We start from the raw sequence: 17,076 nt of genomic DNA on the forward strand, positions 1-17,076 counted from the left end.
GCCGCTCACCGAATTTCCTATCGGACGGATTTACGCCACGACGCTGGCTGAACTGTCGAGGCCGTCAGCGCGGCAAGGGAAATCAGCGCCAGCAGCTGTACCCAGGCGGAATGGCCCGCGTAACCGTCGACCGACCGCCACGGGTGGCGGGATAGTGCCGCGCCGGCCAGGATCAGTCCGCCGGCGCTCAGCCACAGCGTGACGGCGTCGCGTCGGTGTGGACGTGTGCGCAGCGCCCATCGCAAGCCCAGCGCGGCGCCGAACACCGCGATGCCCGCGGGCCCGGCGATCACGGCGCCGACGGCCAGGATCGGGATCACGGCCCAGAGTCCGGGTGCCCACGGGTTCGGCGCGGGATCGTCCGGGCGACGTCGCGGCGGCCACCACGCCAGCACAGCCAACAGCGGTAGCAGCGCCAAGCCGCCGGCCAGGCCGATCCGGTACAGCGCGTTCGGCGCAAAGCTCAGTGTGACGGTGCCGGACGTGCCGGTCGGCACTATCCAGGCCTGCTGCCATCCGTTGACGGCCAACGGCTGCAACCGAGTTCCGGTGCTGGTGCGCGCTACCCAGCCGGCGTTGATGCTTTCCGGGACGACCAATATCTGCGCTGTTTTCGTCTCCGCCACCTGCACTTCGCGGCGGGCCGGGCCCCATGCACCGGTACGCACCGGGGTGACACCGGCTGACGGGGTGGTGAAAGGACCGGTCAGGTCCGCGCCGTCGACGACGAATTGTGCTCCGGGGCTGACCACCAGCTCCTGCTGGCCGACGGACAGATCGATCGGCTGCGTGTCGCACGGCTGGGCGGCGACCGGAGCGCCGTCGAGCAGCGCCCCGACGGTGGTATGCACTTCGGTGTGCACGAATCGGCCGGCGATCGCCATGATCGGACCGTGGTCGCAGTCGACGGCGATCGCACGACCCCGGTTGCGGGCGGCGTCGGCGGCGGCGATCGGTCTGCCGTCGGTGTCCAGCGCTGCGATCTCGGCGAGCCCCGGTGGTTTGAGTTGGTCGAAGCCGACCGCGGTCCGGTCGATGACGTCCGGCCAGTCCAGCAGGCTGATCGTGACGGTGTCGGTGACGCGGGGCCGTAGCGAAAGGGTCTGTGGCCCAGACATTTCCATCGTTCGAGCTTGCGGGCCGTCGCCGAGGTCAACGGCCACCATGGTCGGGTGGGCGGGCACCGGAGACGAGCTGGGTGTCAGTCGTAGCCCGGTCACCTCGGTCGGCCGCGGCAAGGTGAGGGTGAGCGTCGGGGCTGTCTTGTGTTGCACGACCCGCTGCGGCGCCGTCCATGCGGTGGCCGGATCGCCGTCGGTGGCGGCGTAGGCCGCGCCGAGGATGTCGACGGAATCGGCATCGCCGTGGGCCTGCGTGGTGTCCGGCTCGGCGACCAGGTCGGCCAGCTTGGGTCCGGACCGGGCCCGCACCCAGATCGTCGGCACTACCGACATCGCCGCGGGCACGCTCAAGGTGCGGCTGAAGGTGGCCGGCGATTCGGCGGTCAGCGCCATCGACGGCGCGCACCGCATGGTCACCGGGTCCCCCGGCCCCTCGGCGCAGCCCGGCCTGCCTAGCAATTCGGACCCCAGATCCCATTGTGCGACAGCGGTATTCGGCGGGGGAGGAGGGACCAGGGCGGTGTGGCGAATGTTGATCGGATGCGCGAAGCCCTTGGCGTCGTACTGGGTTATCGACAAGTCGGTGATCGCGAATTGCACTCCGGGCGATCCGTCGTCGGTGCCGATCGCCGTGATACGCACCCACGGGGTTTCGCCGTAGGGCAGTGCGCCGGTGACCGGCTTGCCCGCCTCGTCGAACCGTAGTGTCGTTGTTCCGGTGGCAGTTTCGATCTCGACCCGGCGGACTTGGGCGCCGACGGTGGTCGCGCTGGGGGTGATGGTGATGACGCTGTTGGTCACCGGCTGGTCGAAATCGACCTGCAGCCATTGGCCGACCGCCGACTGCAGCGCGTTGGACACCCAGGCGGTCGCCGAATCGACGTCGACGGCTGCGGCGGGCGACGCGGCGGTGGCGACGTCGGGAAGCACCGTCGAGTCGGACGACGAGCTGGACGCCGTCAGCCGGCCGCCAGTCCAAGCGCCGTAGACGGTTTCGCTGCCCGGGGCCGGATAGTCGGGCACCCGGTTGAAGGTGCGCCGGGCGTCGCCGTCGGCCCGCATCGCCGACGAATGGTCGTCGACCCGGCCGTAGTCGGTCTCCCGGGCCAGCGGGGTATCGGTGACTACGGCGACCGGTACGGGCAGACCTGCCGCCACCGCATCAGCGGTCAGCAGCGCCGGACCCAGCGGCGGCTGACCGGACAGCCGGCGGCGCTCGTCGAGCCGCAGCAGCGCCTCCGGGCCGCCGTCGATGCGCGGCAACTGGTCGACGTCGGCCAGATAGGGAGCGGCGGGATCGCCGGACATGGCAGCGACGCGGTAGATTTCGACGGCGGGATAGCGCGGACGCAGCCCGCTGTCGAAGACGAAGCCCGCCATCGGCGCAGGCCCGACCGGTCCGCCGAACTCGGCGACCTTCTGCAGCCCGGGCGATCCGGTGATCGCCCGGTGCACCAGGATCGGGCGGGCCGATCGCGACGTGTCCGGGTCCAGGTCGTTGCGTACCACCAGATACGAAATCCCCTGACGGGCAAGCGTATCGGCGAGTCCGGCAGACGGTGTTCCGGCGGCAAACAAGCGCTGCACCGAGTCCAGCGCGCGAATCGTCTGCGGCGGCGTCAACGGAATGGAGTCGCGCACACCCCACGGGCTGTCGCCGAGCACTTGCAGCGGCTCGTCGTGGGTGGTGCCCCAGAGTTGAGTGGCGAACGGCGCGCCCGGGACCACCAGCACGCGGCCCGGGGTCGGCGAGCCGGTGTTGTGCGCCGTCAGCCAGTCGGCGGTGTCATGCCAATACCGCGGAATCGCGGTGAACGTGCCGGGCGGGGTGATCCGACCGGTCCACGCCAGTGACGTCGCGGCCGCCAGCGACGTCAGCACCACGAGCCCGACCGCGACCCGCCTGTCGCGTTCCGGATGAGCAAACGCGTTCAGCCACACCGGTTTCGGCGCTGAACCGGGCAATGGAACCCGGCCGAGCAGCTGAGCCAGCCCCAACACCACCGGGATGCGGATCAGCGACTCCAGCTTGTGCACGTTGCGCAGCGGTGCGCCGCCGGCGTCCAGGAACGCCTGCACCTGCTGCGCCACCGGCGAACCCAGCCCCCCGCTGTATCCGACGCCCAGCAGCGCCATGCCGAGCAGCAGCATCGTCACCAGCCGGCCGCGGGCAGGCATTCCGCTCATCGCGAGGCCGGCCAGCCCGGCCGCCGCCACCAGGCAGGTGGCCAGGATCGCGACCGGGCCGGTGACCAGCGGCGCGCCCGCGGTGGCGGTGGGCGCCACGAACGGTGTCCAGCTGTCGGTCCCGCGCAGCACCTCGACCACCGACGACCACTGCGTCGTCACCCCGGACGATTCGATGAAATCCAGGAACGGCGGGCTGATCCGGGCCATCAGGATCAAACCCACCAGCCACCACGTCATGGCCAACGTCATGGCGAGCAGCAACCACGCGGTGTAGCGCCACCACCGCCGGTTGGGCCGATGACACGCCCACCAGATCACCGCGGGCAGACAGCCCGCCAGCGTCGCGATCGCATTGACGGCACCCATCAGCGCCACCGCCACCCCGGCTTGACCGGCGAGCCGCCGCACCGGGCGGCCGCTTGGATCGTTGCTGCGCAATGCCAAGATCGTCGGCAGCAACACCCAAGGAGCCAACACGATCGGCAGGGTCTCCGACGAGATCGACCCCATCGTGGTCAGCACCCGCGGCGACAGCGCGAACGCCGCGGCCGCGACCACCCGCGACGTCGGGCTGCCGATGCCCAGCGCCTCGGCCACGCGCAGCAGCCCCCAGAAGCCGACGGTCAGCAGCAGCGCCCACCACAGCCGCTGGGTGATCCAGCCCGGCAGCCCGAGCAGATGACCGGCCACAAAAAACGTGCCATGGGGAAACAGGTAGCCGTAGGCCTGGTTCTGCGCCTGCCCGAACGGCAGTTCGCTGTTCCACAGATTGGTGGCGCGGGCCAGAAAGCGCAGCGGGTTGGCGGTGAGGTCGAGCTTGGTGTCCGGAGAGATCCGGCCAGGGGCGGAGCCGAAGCTCAGGGTCAGCGCGACCGCGCTGACCAACCACAGCCACTGTCGCGCCAACGGCATTGCATCGGCGGAAGTCTGATTGCCCGGCTCCTCGACAGGTCGTTTCCCGGCCCGCATCGTCCGCCCCCGACTGCCCGGCTCCTCAACGGGCCGTTGCTCGGCCCGCATCGTCACCGGGCGGCCGCGGCTAGCTGCGGTTGCCGTACTCGACCCGGTTGAGCACTGACGACTGCGGGTCGCCGCTGGGGAGCGGCGGCTTGGTGTCCTGCTGCACCATCAACGTGATCCCGAAGATCGCGGCTGCACCCAGCAGCAAGCCGACCACGAGACTGGCGGCGGCGGGCGCAACAAAGCGATTCATGGCTGCAAAACTAGCAGAGGACGTCGAAGACGAGGTCGCAGCCACTGAGGTCGCCGGCCGCACGGCCGGGTCAACCCCATGACAACATGGCCTGATGGGTCTGCCGCGCATCCTGGCCGTGCTCGCCGCCGTCGCGGCACTGATGACGGGGTGTAGCCATGCCCCGCAACAGTCCGCGCCGACGACGTCATCGGCAGTCACAGCGCAACCGCCGGCCAAGCCGGCATGCGGCGATCCGACGGCCATCCCGCTACGCGACAAGCTCGCTCAGCTGTTGATGGTGGGCGTGCGCAACGGAGACGACGCCAAAGCCGTGGTGACGACCTACCACGTCGGGGGCATCTTCATCGGCAGCTGGACCGACCTGTCGATGCTGGGCCCCAACCTGGTCAAGGACCTCAGCGTCAGCACGGCCCTGCCGCTGGCGGTCAGCGTCGACGAGGAGGGCGGCCGGGTGGCGCGGCTGTCCAAGCTGATCGGACCGGCGCCGTCGGCCCGTGAGCTGGCCCAGACGCACTCCCCCGACCAGGTCTACGGTATGGCGCTCGACCGCGGGCACAAGATGCGCGGCCTCGGCATCACCGTCGACTTTGCGCCGGACGTTGACGTCACCGATGCCCCTGACGACACCGTGATCGGCGACCGGTCGTTCAGCTCGGAACCGGCGACAGTCACCGAGTACGCCGCCGCCTACGCCCGCGGCCTGCGGGACGCCGGGTTGCTGCCGGTGATCAAGCATTTCCCCGGTCACGGCCACGGGTCCGGCGATTCACACACCGGCGGGGTCGCCACGCCGCCGCTGTCGAAGCTGCAGACCGACGATCTGGTGCCCTATCGAACCTTGGTTACTCAGGCCCCGCTCGGGGTGATGGTCGGCCACCTGCAGGTGCCCGGGCTCACCGGCGACGAGCCGGCCAGCGTCAGCCGGGCCGCGGTGCAGTTGCTGCGTACCGGCACCGGCTACCGGGCGCCCGCCTTCGACGGACCGGTCTTCAGTGACGACCTGTCCAGCATGCTCGCCATCAAGGACCGCTACAGCGTGCCCGACGCGGTGCTGCGCACCTTGCAGGCCGGCACCGACGTCGCGCTGTGGGTCACCACCGACGAGGTGCCCGCGGTTATGGATCGGCTGGAGAAGGCCGTCGCCGCAGGGGAGTTGACGGTCGCAGGCGTCGACGCATCGGTGCAGCGGATCGCCAAGTTCAAGGGCCCCAAGTCGGACTGCGGACCGTGATTCGGCGGCGCGACCCCGGATTGCTTAGTCTGAATGGGCGCGTTGGCCAGAAGGGGACAATATGGCAGGTGGTACCAAGCGGCTGCCTCGCGCTGTCCGTGAGCAGCAGATGCTCGATGCCGCGGTCGAAATGTTCTCCATCAACGGCTACCACGACACCTCGATGGATGTCATTGCGGCAAAGGCCGAGATCTCCAAGCCGATGCTCTACCTGTACTACGGCTCCAAAGAGGAGCTGTTCGGTGCATGCCTGGACCGCGAACTGGCGCGATTCATCGACGGGGTGCGCGCGGACATCGACCTCAACCAGAGCCCGAGAGACCTGCTGCACAACACAATTGTCGCGTTCATGCGTTACATCGACGCCAACCGCGCGTCCTGGATCGTGATGTACACCCAGGCCACCAACTCGCAGGCATTCGCCCACACCGTCCGGGAGGCGCGTGAGCGAATCATTGCACTGGTAGTGCGAGTCCTGCAGGCCGGTACCCGCAATCCCGAGCCCGACACCGACTTCGAGATGACCGCGGCCGCGCTGGTAGGTGCCGGTGAGGCGATCGCCAACCGGCTCAGCACCGGCGACACCGACGTCGACGGCGCGGCCGAGGTGATGATCAACCTGTTCTGGCGCGGCCTGAAGGGCAAACCAATGGACAAAGACGTCACCGAACCCGTCGCCGAAATCGACTAGTTGAATGCGCAGCCGCAACGCTGATTTCTTCTGTGCGGTGGTGATTGTCGGGCTGCTGGCCGGGCTCGCCGGTTTGGCGACGACACTGCTTTTGCGCTCCGTCGAGCACCTCACCTACCACTACGCCTTCGGATCTCTATTCGAGGGCGTCGCCGCGAGCAGCCCGATCCGGCGAGCCCTCGGACCGGTGATCGGTGGTGCGATCGCCGGCTCGGGGTGGTGGTTACTGCGATCTCGGGTAGACGTTCCGCCACTGGCCGGGGCTATTGCCCGTGGTGACCGAATACCACTGGCGCCCTTCGGTATTGACGCCGCTGTGCAGATTGTAGCCGTCGGCTCGGGTGCGTCGCTCGGGCGAGAAGGGGCCCCCCGCCAACTTGCCGCCGCTCTCGGCGATATCGGCATTGGGTGGTTGCAGAGACTGTCCCGCCGTGACCGTGAAATCCTATTGGCCTGCGCTGCCGGCGCCGGTCTCGCTGCGGTCTACGCGGTCCCGATCGGCGGGGCACTTTTCGCCGCTCGGGTGATGCTGAAAACCTGGAACCCGAAGGTGATGGGTACCGCGCTGATTTCGTCCAGTCTGGCGGCCGCCGTGTCATCTGTGGTCACCCATTATAAGCCGGTGCTGGATTGGCCCAGCCTGCATGTCTCGTTTAGCCTCATCGGCATCGCGTTGTTGTTGAGTCCGCTGACATTAGCCGTCGGAACGGGATTCAACCGCCTGATGAACGCGGCAGTTGTCGCGCGAATCGGGCGATCATGGCGGTTGATTCCGGCGATCGCCGCTACAGGTGCGCTGATGGGTTTGTGTTCGCAGTGGTTGCCCGAACTGCCTGGCAACGGAAAAAGCGTCCTCGCGGTCAGCCTGGACACCAATATCACGATCCTGGCAGCTGCGGTGATTCTCGTTCTCAAGCCTGCTCTGACGGGCTTGTATCTCCGTAGTGGCGCGACGGGCGGCTTGCTCACACCGGCGCTAGCCACCGGCGCGGCGACGGGGTCAATCGTTGCCTTGACTGTGAATTCGTTGACAGGAACGCAGCTGCACGTGCCGGCGATCGCGCTCGCCGGCGCTGCAGGCGTGCTGGCGATCACCCAGAAGGCGCCGCTTTGGGCCGCGATGTTCGTCTGGGAAATCGCCAGGCCGCCGATCTGGTTGCACCTGGTCTTTTTGACCAGCGCTTTCGCGTCGGATGGCCTGCGCCGCTGGCTGGCGGGTGGTGGCGGCGTGCGTGCAAAATCTAGGGCTGCAGTGCCCTGAGTTGCCCGGTCAGATGCGGATATCCGTTGGCGATGTTGCGCAGGCTGATGTCCCAGCCGTCCTGGACCTGGTCGACGTACAACCCGGCGCTGGCCGGCAGCAGCACCGGCTTGCCGAAGTGCACCGAGTACCTCACCGCGTCGGGGAGGCTGGCCTCCAGGTTGGCTAGTACCGCTGCCGCGCTGAACATTCCGTGCGCGATGGCGGTGGGGAAGCCGAATAGCTTGGCCCCGACCGAGCTGGTGTGGATCGGGTTGTGATCCCCGCCCACGGCGGCATAGCGACGGATCTGGCCGGGGCTGATCCGCAGGATCGCTTTGGGCGCAGGCAACTTGGGCTGTTTCTGCGGTGGCGACTTGGGTTCGTCGGACAAGCTGGTGCGTTGCTGATGCAGGAACGTCGTGACCTGATGCCAGGCCGCCTCGTTGCCGACGCTGACATCGGTGACGACGTCGACCAGTAGCCCCTTGCGGTGCTCACGCAGGTTCTCCGCATGCACCGCGACGTTGACCGTGTCGGTCACCCTGATCGGACGGTACTGGGTGATCTCGTTTTCCACGTGCACGGATCCCATTGCGGCGAAGGGGAAGTCGAACCCGCTCACCAGCGACATCACCGACGGGAAGGTCAGTGCGAACGGGTACGTCAACGGCACGGTATCGCCGAAACGCAGACCGGTGACCGCCGCGTACTCGGCCACATTCGTGCGATCGATCGGCAGTTCGTCGACCGTCACGGTCCGGCCGGGCAGTTGGCCGCTGCGTGGCACGAACGGCAGCGCCCCGGCTGCCGCGCGCAACATGTTCTTAAGGCCGCTGGGTTGCGCGTCAGCCATCAGCGCCACTCCTGCTGATAGCTTCGCTCTGCATCGTCATCGGTGCGTCAGGCTCCCAACATGGCCTGGCCGCAGACACGGATGACGTTGCCTGTCAACGCGTTTGATGCCGGGCTGGCGAAGTAGGCGATCGCTTCGGCCACGTCGACCGGCTGGCCGCCCTGATACAGCGAGTTGAGCCGGCGGCCCACCTCGCGGGTGGCCAGCGGAATGGCCTCCGTCATCTTGGTCTCGATGAAGCCAGGGGCGATGGCATTGATCGTGACGCCGTTGGCGGCCAGCTTCGGCGCCAGCGCTTGGGTGAGGCCGATCATGCCCGCCTTGGTGGTGGCGTAGTTGGTCTGCCCGCGGTTGCCCGCGATGCCGGCCATCGACGACAGGCCGATCACCCGGCCGCCCTCGCCGATGCTGCCGTTGTCGACCAGGCCCTCGGTAAGACGTTGCGGCGCAAGCAAGTTGACGGCCAACACCGAGTTCCACCGCGCGTCGTCCATATTGGCCAGCAGCTTGTCGCGGGTGATCCCGGCGTTGTTGACCAGGATGTCGGCGTGGCCGTTGTAATGGTCGCGCAGATGCTCGGTGATCCGGTCGACGGCGTCGTCGGCGGTGACGTCGAGAGTCAGCGCCGTGCCGCCGATGCGGGTGGCCGTCTCGGCCAACGACTCCGCGGCGGCCTCCACGTCGATCGCCACGACGCGGGCACCGTCACGCGCGAACACCTCGGCGATCGTCGCACCGATGCCGCGCGCGGCCCCGGTCACGACACCGACTTGGGAGTCCAACGGCCGGTCCCAGTCGGCGGGCGGTGTGGAGTCGGCGGCGCCGATGCAGAACACCTGCCCGTCGACGTAAGCCGACTTGGCCGACAGCAGGAACCGCAGGGTCGACTCGAGGCCGGTGGCGGCGGGCTTGGCGTCGGGGGAGAGGTAGACCAGCGAGACGGTGGCGCCGTGCTGCAGTTCCTTGCCCAGCGAGCGGGTGAAGCCCTCCAGCGCGCGCTGGGCGATCCGCTCGTCGCTGGTCTCGGCGTCCGCTGGGGTGGTGCCGACGACCACGATGCGACCGCAGTGGCCGATGTTGCGCATCAGCGGGGTGAAGAACTCGTGCAGGGCGGTCAATCTGGCCGGTGTGGTGATGCCGGTCGCGTCGAACACCAGACCGCCGAACGAATCCGCCCAGCGTCCACCGAGATTGGCGCCGACCACGTCGTAGTCGGTGTCCAGCGCCGCCCGCATCGGATCGACCACCCGGCCGTCGCCGCCGATCAGCAACGACCCGGCCAGCGGTGGCTCACCTGCCCGATAGCGCCGCAGCTTCTCGGGCTGCGGCACGCCAAGTTGCTTGGCGAGAAACGCACCGGGCCCGGAGTTGACGACTTGGGAGAATAGATCGGGTGCCACTGGCTTGCCTTCCATGCGGTCGGGTATCTGTACGGTAGTCGAAAGGTAACTTACTCTAGAGTAAGAACAGTGGGTAGCATGGCCCCAACACCGGATAACCATCAATTGACGGAGATAACCGTGCCCTCTCAAAGCACCTCAGCGGAAAGCACCTCTGCACGCTCCCAGGCGACCCGACGACGCGTCGCGGTGCTGGGTGGCAACCGGATCCCGTTCGCGCGCTCCGACCGCGCCTACGCCCAGGCCTCCAACCAGGACATGTTCATTGCCGCGCTGAGCGGGCTGGTCGATCGGTTCAACCTGTCCGGCGAGCGACTCGGCGCGGTCATTGGCGGCGCCGTGCTCAAGCACAGCCGCGACTTCAACCTGATGCGCGAATGCGTGCTCGGCTCCGCCCTGTCGTCCTACACGCCGGCGTTCGACCTGCAGCAGGCCTGTGGCACCGGATTGCAGGCGGCGATCGCCGCCGCCGACGGCATCGCCGCGGGTCGCTATGAGGCGGCGGCGGCAGGAGGAGTTGACACCACCTCCGATGCGCCGATCGCGCTGGGCAACAATCTGCGCCACACCCTGCTCGGACTGCGCCGCGCCAAGTCCAACGTCGACCGGCTCAAGCTGGTCGGCAAGCTGCCCGCGAGCCTCGGTGTGGAGATCCCGGTGAACAGCGAGCCGCGCACCGGGCTGTCGATGGGCGAGCACCAGGCGATCACCGCCAAGCAGATGGGCATCAAACGGGTCGATCAGGACGAGCTGTCCGCGGCCAGCCACCGCAACATGGCGGCGGCCTACGACCGCGGCTTCTTCGACGATCTGGTCACCCCATTCCTGGGCCTGTACCGCGACGAGAACCTGCGGCCGGACTCGTCGGCGGAGAAGCTGGCCACGCTCAAACCGGTGTTCGGCGTGAAGGCCGGCGACGCGACCATGACCGCGGGCAACTCGACGCCGTTGACCGACGGCGCCTCGGTGGCGCTGCTGGCCACCGACGAGTGGGCCGCCGAGCACTCGATCACCCCGCTGGCGTATTGGGTCGATGCCGAGACGGCCTCGGTCGACTACGTCAACGGCGCCGACGGCCTGCTGATGGCACCGACGTATGCCGTGCCGCGGCTACTGGCCCGCACCGGGCTGACCCTGCAGGACTTCGACTTTTACGAGATCCACGAGGCGTTCGCGTCCGTCGTGCTCGCGCACCTGCAGGCGTGGGAGTCCGAGGCGTACTGCAAGGAGCGGCTCGGCCTAGACGCCGCGCTGGGGTCCATCGACCGGTCCAAGCTGAATGTCAACGGCTCGTCGTTGGCGGCCGGGCACCCGTTCGCCGCCACCGGCGGGCGGATCCTGGCGCAATTGGCCAAGCAGCTGCACGAGGCCAAGGCTGCCAACGGCGGTAAACCGGTGCGCGGCCTGATCTCGATCTGCGCGGCCGGCGGCCAGGGCGTCGCCGCCATCCTGGAGGCCTGACGCCGGTGTTTAACCACGTCAGCCCAGGGGTATTCGATCGCTGGAATAGCTCCGTGTTGTCGTCCGAACCCCGACCTGATGACAACACGGAGCGTCCTTTGTATCGGGCCGTTCGCCTGTCTTAAGGCACCGGGTCGAATCCGGGGCCGCCGACGGAATGAGGGGATCCCGCGGCGGCCCCTTCGATACGAATCGTACAAAGCAAAATCCCCCGTCTCCATGGGGAGACGGGGGATTTCGCGGTCTAGCCTGGTTGTCTCAGAACGCCGCTTCGTCGAGTTCCATGATCTCGTTGTCGATCGTCTCCAACACCTGACGGGTGCTGGTCAACAGCGGCAGGAAGTTCTTCGCGAAGAACGATGCCACGGCGATCTTGCCCTCGTAGTAGGAGCGGTCGGCGTCGCTGCATCCTGCGTCCAGGGCCTCCAGGGCCACCGCAGCCTGACGTTGCAGCAACCAGCCGATGACCAGGTCGCCGACGCTCATCAGGAAGCGCACCGAACCAGTGCCGACCTTGTAGATGCTGGAGATGTCTTCCTGTGCGGCCATCAGGTAGCCGGTCAGCGTCGCCGCCATCGCCTGGACATCGGCCAGGGCGGTGGACAGCAGCGCCCGCTCAGCCTTCAGCCGACCGTTGCCCGACTCGCTCTTGATGAACTCCTCGATCTGCCCCGACACATGGGCCAGCGCCACACCCTTGTCGCGGACGATCTTGCGGAAGAAGAAGTCCTGCGCCTGGATGGCCGTGGTGCCCTCGTAGAGCGAGTCGATCTTGGCGTCACGGATGTATTGCTCGATCGGGTAATCCTGCAAGAAGCCGGAACCACCGAAGGTCTGCAGGCTCTCGGTGAGCTTGGCGTAGGCCTGCTCGGAGCCGACACCCTTGACGATTGGCAGCATCAGGTCGTTGACCTTGACCGCCAGGTCGGCTTCCACACCGTGCAGTGCCTTGGCGACAGCCGCATCCTGGTAGGTGGCGGTGTACAGGTAAAGCGCGCGCAGACCCTCGGCGTAGGCCTTCTGGGTCATCAGGCTGCGACGCACGTCCGGGTGGTGGGTGATGGTCACGCGTGGCGCGGTCTTGTCGGTCATCTGGGTCAGGTCGGCGCCCTGCACCCGGTCCTTAGCGTAGGCCAGGGCGTTCAGGTAGCCGGTGGACAGCGTCGCGATGGCCTTGGTGCCGACCAGCATGCGGGCGTTCTCGATGACCTCGAACATCTGCGCGATGCCCGAGTGCACCTCGCCGACCAGCCAGCCCTTAGCTGGGACGTCGTGCTGACCGAAGGTGAGCTCACACGTCGCGGAGACCTTGAGGCCCATCTTGTGCTCGACATTGGTGACGAAGACGCCGTTGCGCTCGCCGGGCTCGCCGGTTTCGAAGTCGAACAGAAACTTCGGCACGAAGAACAGCGACAGACCCTTGGTGCCCGGGCCGGCGCCCTCGGGACGAGCCAGCACCAGGTGGAAAATATTCTCGAACATGTCGTCGGAGTCACCGGACGTGATGAACCGCTTCACGCCGTCGATGTGCCAGGAGCCGTCGTCCTGGCGGATGGCCTTGGTGCGGCCGGCGCCGACGTCCGAGCCGGCGTCCGGCTCGGTGAGCACCATGGTGGAGCCCCAGCCGCGCTCGGCGGCGATAATGGCCCACTTCTTCTGTTCTTCGGTGGCCAGGTTGTAGAAAATTTGGGCGAATCCGGCACCGCCGGCGTACATCCATACCGCGGGGTTGGCGCCGAGCAAGTGCTCGTGCAGCGCCCACAGCATCGCCTTGGGCATCGGCATGCCACCCAGCGCCTCGTCGAGACCGACCTTGTCCCAACCGGCTTCGATGACTGCCTGCACCGAGGCCTTGAAGCTGTCGGGCAGCTTCACCGAGTGGGTCTCCGGGTCGAACACCGGAGGGTTGCGATCGCCCTCGACGAAGGAGTCGGCGACCGGGCCTTCGGCCAGTCGGCTCATCTCCGTCAGCATTTCGCGGGCGGTGTCGGCATCCAGATCGGTGTAATCGCCTTCGCCGAAGGACTTGTCAACGCCTAAGACTTCGAACAGGTTGAAAATCTGGTCGCGGACATTGCTCTTATAGTGGCTCACTAGTTCCTCCTCGATGAGAACGCCACCTGTGGTTGGGTACTAGGTTCTAAGTTACCCACCAGTAACACACTCAAACTATACCCGCTGGTAACCGGTTGCAAGCGACTGTGAGCTAAATATCAACCAACCGGTTGGCCTCAAGCTGATCGAGGCGGTGGCATAGCGGTCTAGCTGCGGCAATGGTGAATAAGCTGGCAACTGTGCCACGCGTCACCGCTCCACCGGAAGTGGACCTGCGCCACTCCGCCGGCGGCGGGAGGTCACCCGCCCGCCACAATCGACTCGCAGGGATTTCCGACAGGGCGCGAGTCTGCTCTGTGTCGGTTTAGCCGTTGACCGATGTTGCGGGTTTGGTGGCGCGGATAATCGCGCCATGCATTTCCTCGGCGACTTCGTGGGTGAAACTCACTGAGGCATCGGTGAATCCGGTGGCTGCCAAACCGTCGAGGTACTCTTGCCGGGACAGGGCGCCGGCGATGCAGCCGACGTGAGACCCGCGTTCAGCCCGTTCGGCTGGGGCGAGGTGATCCTCGGCGACGACGTCGGAAATCCCGATCCGCCCGCCCGGTACCAGAACCCGAAACATCTCGGCGAGCACGGCCGATTTGTCGGCCGACAGGTTGATCACGCAGTTGGAGATCACCACGTCGACTGCTGCGTCGGGCAGCGGGATGTCCTCGATGGTGCCCTTGCGGAATTCGACGTTGGTGACACCGGCTTTGGCCTTGTTCGCCTCGGCCAGAGCAAGCATCTCATCAGTCATGTCGACGCCGTAGGCGAATCCGGTCGGACCGACCCGGCGGGCCGAGAGCAGCACATCGATGCCGCCGCCGGAGCCGAGGTCCAAGACGCGTTCGCCGGGGTGCAGGTCGGCGACCGCGGTCGGGTTGCCGCAGCCCAGGCTGGCAGCAACGGCTTCAGCGGGCAGCTCGGAGTGCTCGTCATCGCCGTAGAGGCTGGCGCCGAAGATGGTGCCGACGTCGACCGAATCGCTCGACCCGCAGCAGCTCGCCGCGGTGAGCACATCGCCGTTGGTGGCGCCGCTACTGATCGCGCTGGCAGCCGCCCCGTAGTTGGCACGAACCTGATCCCGAAGCTCGCCGTCCTTAGTCTCGTTCATTCCGGTACTCCCATCATCGACAGCTTCCTACGGGACCCAGAGTGCGCTATCCATCGACGGCTGTCAATGTGTGTCGTACTGGCGTCCATCCCTACGGCGACCGCGATCACAGCGCGATTCGATCGACCGCTGTGCTGCTGGCCCATCGCCGATACGGCGCTGGATGCGGCCGCCGCTGAGCGGCTCGCCGCCACACTCAAGGCGCTGGGTGAGCCGACCCGGCTGCGGCCGGTGGCGCTGATAGCCGACCACGACGATGTCAAAGGATGCGTCTGTGATCTGACCAGCCCGGTCGGGGCTCAGACGGTCCGCCGCCGTCGACGGCGCGCCTCTGGGATCGATTGTGCACCTATGGATTTGACCCCGCGCTCAGGGCGCGTCACGTCGGCGTGTCGTCGCGCTGGATGAAGCGTCAACGCGCCCGGCCACGCAACCAGCCTTCGATAGCGGCCTTGCCTTGCAGCTGCAGTTCCGCGCCACCGAGCACCGGGTCAACCTACGCCAGTCGGTGGACCGCATCTGGGTGCCTTACTTTGACGATCCGCGACTGGACGCGCAGATCCCGACGCTGTCGCTGCCCGCGGAAATTGGCGCGGCGGGCCGAGCGGCGTACCGATCCGTCAGACCCGATCCACTCGCTGTACGGACAATGCCCGGCCGCGGGCCCATCCGGACGTCGCGGCCGCCGATGGCTACGTGACGGGCAGCGCGCAAGTTGTAACGCCCAGACGGGTAGGGTCGGCGCTACGAAATCCCGTCGACGCGAGTGAAGCCCGGTGAATACACCAGACAAGCTGACGCCCACCTCCCTGCGTGAGGCCTTCGGCCATTTCCCGTCCGGCATCATCGCGATCGCGGCCGAAGTCAACGGTGTCCGAGAGGGCCTGGCGGCCAGCACGTTCGTCCCGGTGTCGCTCGAGCCGCCGCTGGTGTCGTTTTGTGTGCAGAACAGCTCGACGACGTGGCCGAAGCTCAAGCACGTCAAGGCGCTGGGCATCAGCCTGCTGGGCGAATCACACGACGGCGCCGCGCGGGCGTTGGCCGCGAAGACCGGCGATCGGTTCGCCGACCTGCAGACCGTCTCCAACACCAGCGGCGCGGTCTTCATTCAGGGCACCAGCGTGTGGATGGAAACCGCGATCGAGCAACTCGTCCCGGCCGGAGATCACACGATCGTGGTGTTGCGGGTCAACGACATTCAGATCGACGCGGAGGTCACGCCAATCGTGTTCCACCGCAGCCTTTTCCGGCGCCTCGGCGTCTAGACCGAGCTCCTCGCGGTAGGCCTGGATCCGACTCTCGACCTCCGAGCCTTCCTCGTCACGCCCTGCTGTGTAGGCGAGTTCGCGCGCGCCGTCAGTTCCTCGATCGCCTTGCGAATGTCGTTGACGCTGGTGGGCTTTCGGATCGTCATTGGTCACTGCCTTTCCGGTGGTACCCGACGGTACGCGGATCGGCGGCGACTGAACACCCGGCTGTTATCGATGGAAGAGTTTGTTGCCCAACCACACCACCGGGTCGTACTTGCGGCCGGCGACACGTTCCTTCATCGGGATCAGCGCGTTGTCGGTGATCTTGATGCTCTCGGGGCAGACCTCGGTGCAGCACTTGGTGATGTTGCAGTAGCCGAGGCCGTGCTCCTCCTGCGCCAGGTCGCGCCGGTCCGCGGTGTCCAGCGGATGCATCTCCAACTCCGCAATCCGCATCAGGAAGCGCGGGCCGGCGAAGTTCTCTTTGTTCTCCTCGTGGTCACGGATCACGTGGCAGACGTTGTTGCACAGGAAGCATTCGATGCACTTGCGGAACTCCTGCGAGCGCTCGACGTCTTGCTGCTGCATCCGGTACTCACCGGGCTGCAAGTCCTTCGGGGGCGCGAATGACGGTATTTCCCGGGCCTTCTCGTAATTGAACGACACGTCGGTCACCAGGTCGCGGATCACCGGGAACGTCCGGATCGGTGTCACGGTGACCACCTCGTCCTCGGCAAAGGTCGACATCCGCGTCATGCACATCAACCGGGGCTTGCCGTTGACCTCGGCCGAGCACGAGCCGCACTTGCCGGCCTTGCAGTTCCACCGCACGGCCAAGTCCGGCGTCTGGGTCTGCTGCAGGCGGTGGATGATGTCGAGTACCACCTCGCCCTCGTTGACCTCGACGGTGAAGTCCTGCAAGCCACCGCCGGCCTCGTCGCCACGCCATACCCGCATGGTTGCGTTGTAGCTCATCAGCCTCTCCGTCCGGGGTGGTCGGCCAACTCGTCGTCGGTGTAGTACTTCTCGAGCTCTGCGATCTCGAAGGTCTCGAGGAGGTCCGGCCGCATCGGCATCTGGTCTTGGTGGGTCACCGTGACGTCGGGCACCACCGGGTCGTCGCCGGCGACCTTGCAGACCAGCAGAACCTTGCGCCACGACGAGTCCATTCCGGGGTGGTCGTCGCGGGTGTGGCCGCCGCGGCTT

12 protein-coding genes and 2 pseudogenes are annotated in these 17,076 nt (G+C 67.0%); 6 read left to right on the forward strand and 8 right to left on the reverse strand.

The genetic code is table 11. The features are described from left to right. Positions 1-17 precede the first annotated feature (17 nt). On the reverse strand, positions 18-4,223 hold the full coding sequence (locus ABDV69_RS05375) for an alpha-(1->3)-arabinofuranosyltransferase (protein WP_343572317.1): 4,206 nt from the start codon (positions 4,221-4,223) through the stop codon (positions 18-20). 127 nt (positions 4,224-4,350) lie between these two features. Next, entirely contained in the window at positions 4,351-4,524 is a 174-nt protein-coding gene (locus tag ABDV69_RS05380) for a DUF2613 domain-containing protein (protein ID WP_343572318.1), read from the reverse strand. A gap of 94 nt (positions 4,525-4,618) precedes the next feature. Between ABDV69_RS05380 and ABDV69_RS05385 the strand changes: the two genes are divergently transcribed. The 3 genes from ABDV69_RS05385 to ABDV69_RS05395 all read left to right on the forward strand — a co-directional run bounded on the left by ABDV69_RS05385 (position 4,619) and on the right by ABDV69_RS05395 (position 7,710). After that, complete coding sequence (locus ABDV69_RS05385) at positions 4,619-5,758, forward strand: glycoside hydrolase family 3 N-terminal domain-containing protein (protein WP_343572319.1); 1,140 nt, start codon at positions 4,619-4,621, stop codon at positions 5,756-5,758. Between the two features lie 61 nt (positions 5,759-5,819). Then, positions 5,820-6,449, forward strand: coding sequence for a TetR/AcrR family transcriptional regulator (locus ABDV69_RS05390; protein ID WP_343572320.1), 630 nt, complete (start codon positions 5,820-5,822; stop codon positions 6,447-6,449). Positions 6,450-6,453: 4 nt separating this feature from the next. Then, the gene (locus ABDV69_RS05395; protein ID WP_343572322.1) at positions 6,454-7,710 is read left to right on the forward strand and encodes a chloride channel protein; all 1,257 of its coding nucleotides are present in this window, start codon (positions 6,454-6,456) and stop codon (positions 7,708-7,710) included. Here ABDV69_RS05395 and ABDV69_RS05400 read toward each other — a convergent pair. Both ABDV69_RS05400 and ABDV69_RS05405 read right to left on the reverse strand, forming a co-directional pair. Beyond that, entirely contained in the window at positions 7,691-8,545 is an 855-nt protein-coding gene (locus ABDV69_RS05400) for a MaoC/PaaZ C-terminal domain-containing protein (RefSeq protein ID WP_343572324.1), read from the reverse strand. The two genes, ABDV69_RS05395 and ABDV69_RS05400, sit on opposite strands and share 20 nt — an antisense overlap. A 47-nt stretch (positions 8,546-8,592) precedes the next feature. Next, a complete protein-coding gene (locus ABDV69_RS05405) occupies positions 8,593-9,945 on the reverse strand; it encodes a 3-oxoacyl-ACP reductase (protein WP_343572326.1) in 1,353 nt (450 codons plus the stop codon). Positions 9,946-10,023: 78 nt separating this feature from the next. Here ABDV69_RS05405 and ABDV69_RS05410 point away from each other — a divergent pair, with 78 nt between their 5' ends. Continuing rightward, on the forward strand, positions 10,024-11,406 hold the full coding sequence (locus ABDV69_RS05410; RefSeq protein WP_343572327.1) for an acetyl-CoA C-acetyltransferase: 1,383 nt from the start codon (positions 10,024-10,026) through the stop codon (positions 11,404-11,406). Between the two features lie 258 nt (positions 11,407-11,664). Here the strand turns inward: ABDV69_RS05410 and ABDV69_RS05415 are convergent, their stop codons facing one another. Both ABDV69_RS05415 and arsM read right to left on the reverse strand, forming a co-directional pair. Further along, on the reverse strand, positions 11,665-13,500 hold the full coding sequence (locus ABDV69_RS05415; protein ID WP_343572328.1) for an acyl-CoA dehydrogenase: 1,836 nt from the start codon (positions 13,498-13,500) through the stop codon (positions 11,665-11,667). Between the two features lie 325 nt (positions 13,501-13,825). Continuing rightward, positions 13,826-14,620, reverse strand: a complete 795-nt coding sequence (gene arsM, locus ABDV69_RS05420; RefSeq protein ID WP_343572330.1) for an arsenite methyltransferase — start codon at positions 14,618-14,620, stop codon at positions 13,826-13,828. Positions 14,621-15,092: 472 nt separating this feature from the next. On the opposite strand from arsM, the pseudogene ABDV69_RS05425 reads away from it, so the two are divergent. Continuing rightward, positions 15,093-15,316, forward strand: a pseudogene (locus ABDV69_RS05425) (isopenicillin N synthase family oxygenase); the annotation flags it as partial. Positions 15,317-15,396: 80 nt separating this feature from the next. Then, the gene (locus ABDV69_RS05430; protein ID WP_343572332.1) at positions 15,397-15,885 is read left to right on the forward strand and encodes a flavin reductase family protein; all 489 of its coding nucleotides are present in this window, start codon (positions 15,397-15,399) and stop codon (positions 15,883-15,885) included. Between the two features lie 213 nt (positions 15,886-16,098). Here the strand turns inward: ABDV69_RS05430 and ABDV69_RS05435 are convergent, their stop codons facing one another. Beyond that, on the reverse strand, positions 16,099-16,845 hold the full coding sequence (locus ABDV69_RS05435) for a succinate dehydrogenase/fumarate reductase iron-sulfur subunit (protein ID WP_343572333.1): 747 nt from the start codon (positions 16,843-16,845) through the stop codon (positions 16,099-16,101). Next, positions 16,845-17,076, reverse strand: a pseudogene (locus ABDV69_RS05440) (fumarate reductase/succinate dehydrogenase flavoprotein subunit); the annotation flags it as partial. The gene ABDV69_RS05435 and the pseudogene ABDV69_RS05440, both read right to left, overlap by 1 nt.

The organism is Mycobacterium sp. (assembly GCF_039583785.1).
Taxonomy (GTDB): domain Bacteria; phylum Actinomycetota; class Actinomycetes; order Mycobacteriales; family Mycobacteriaceae; genus Mycobacterium.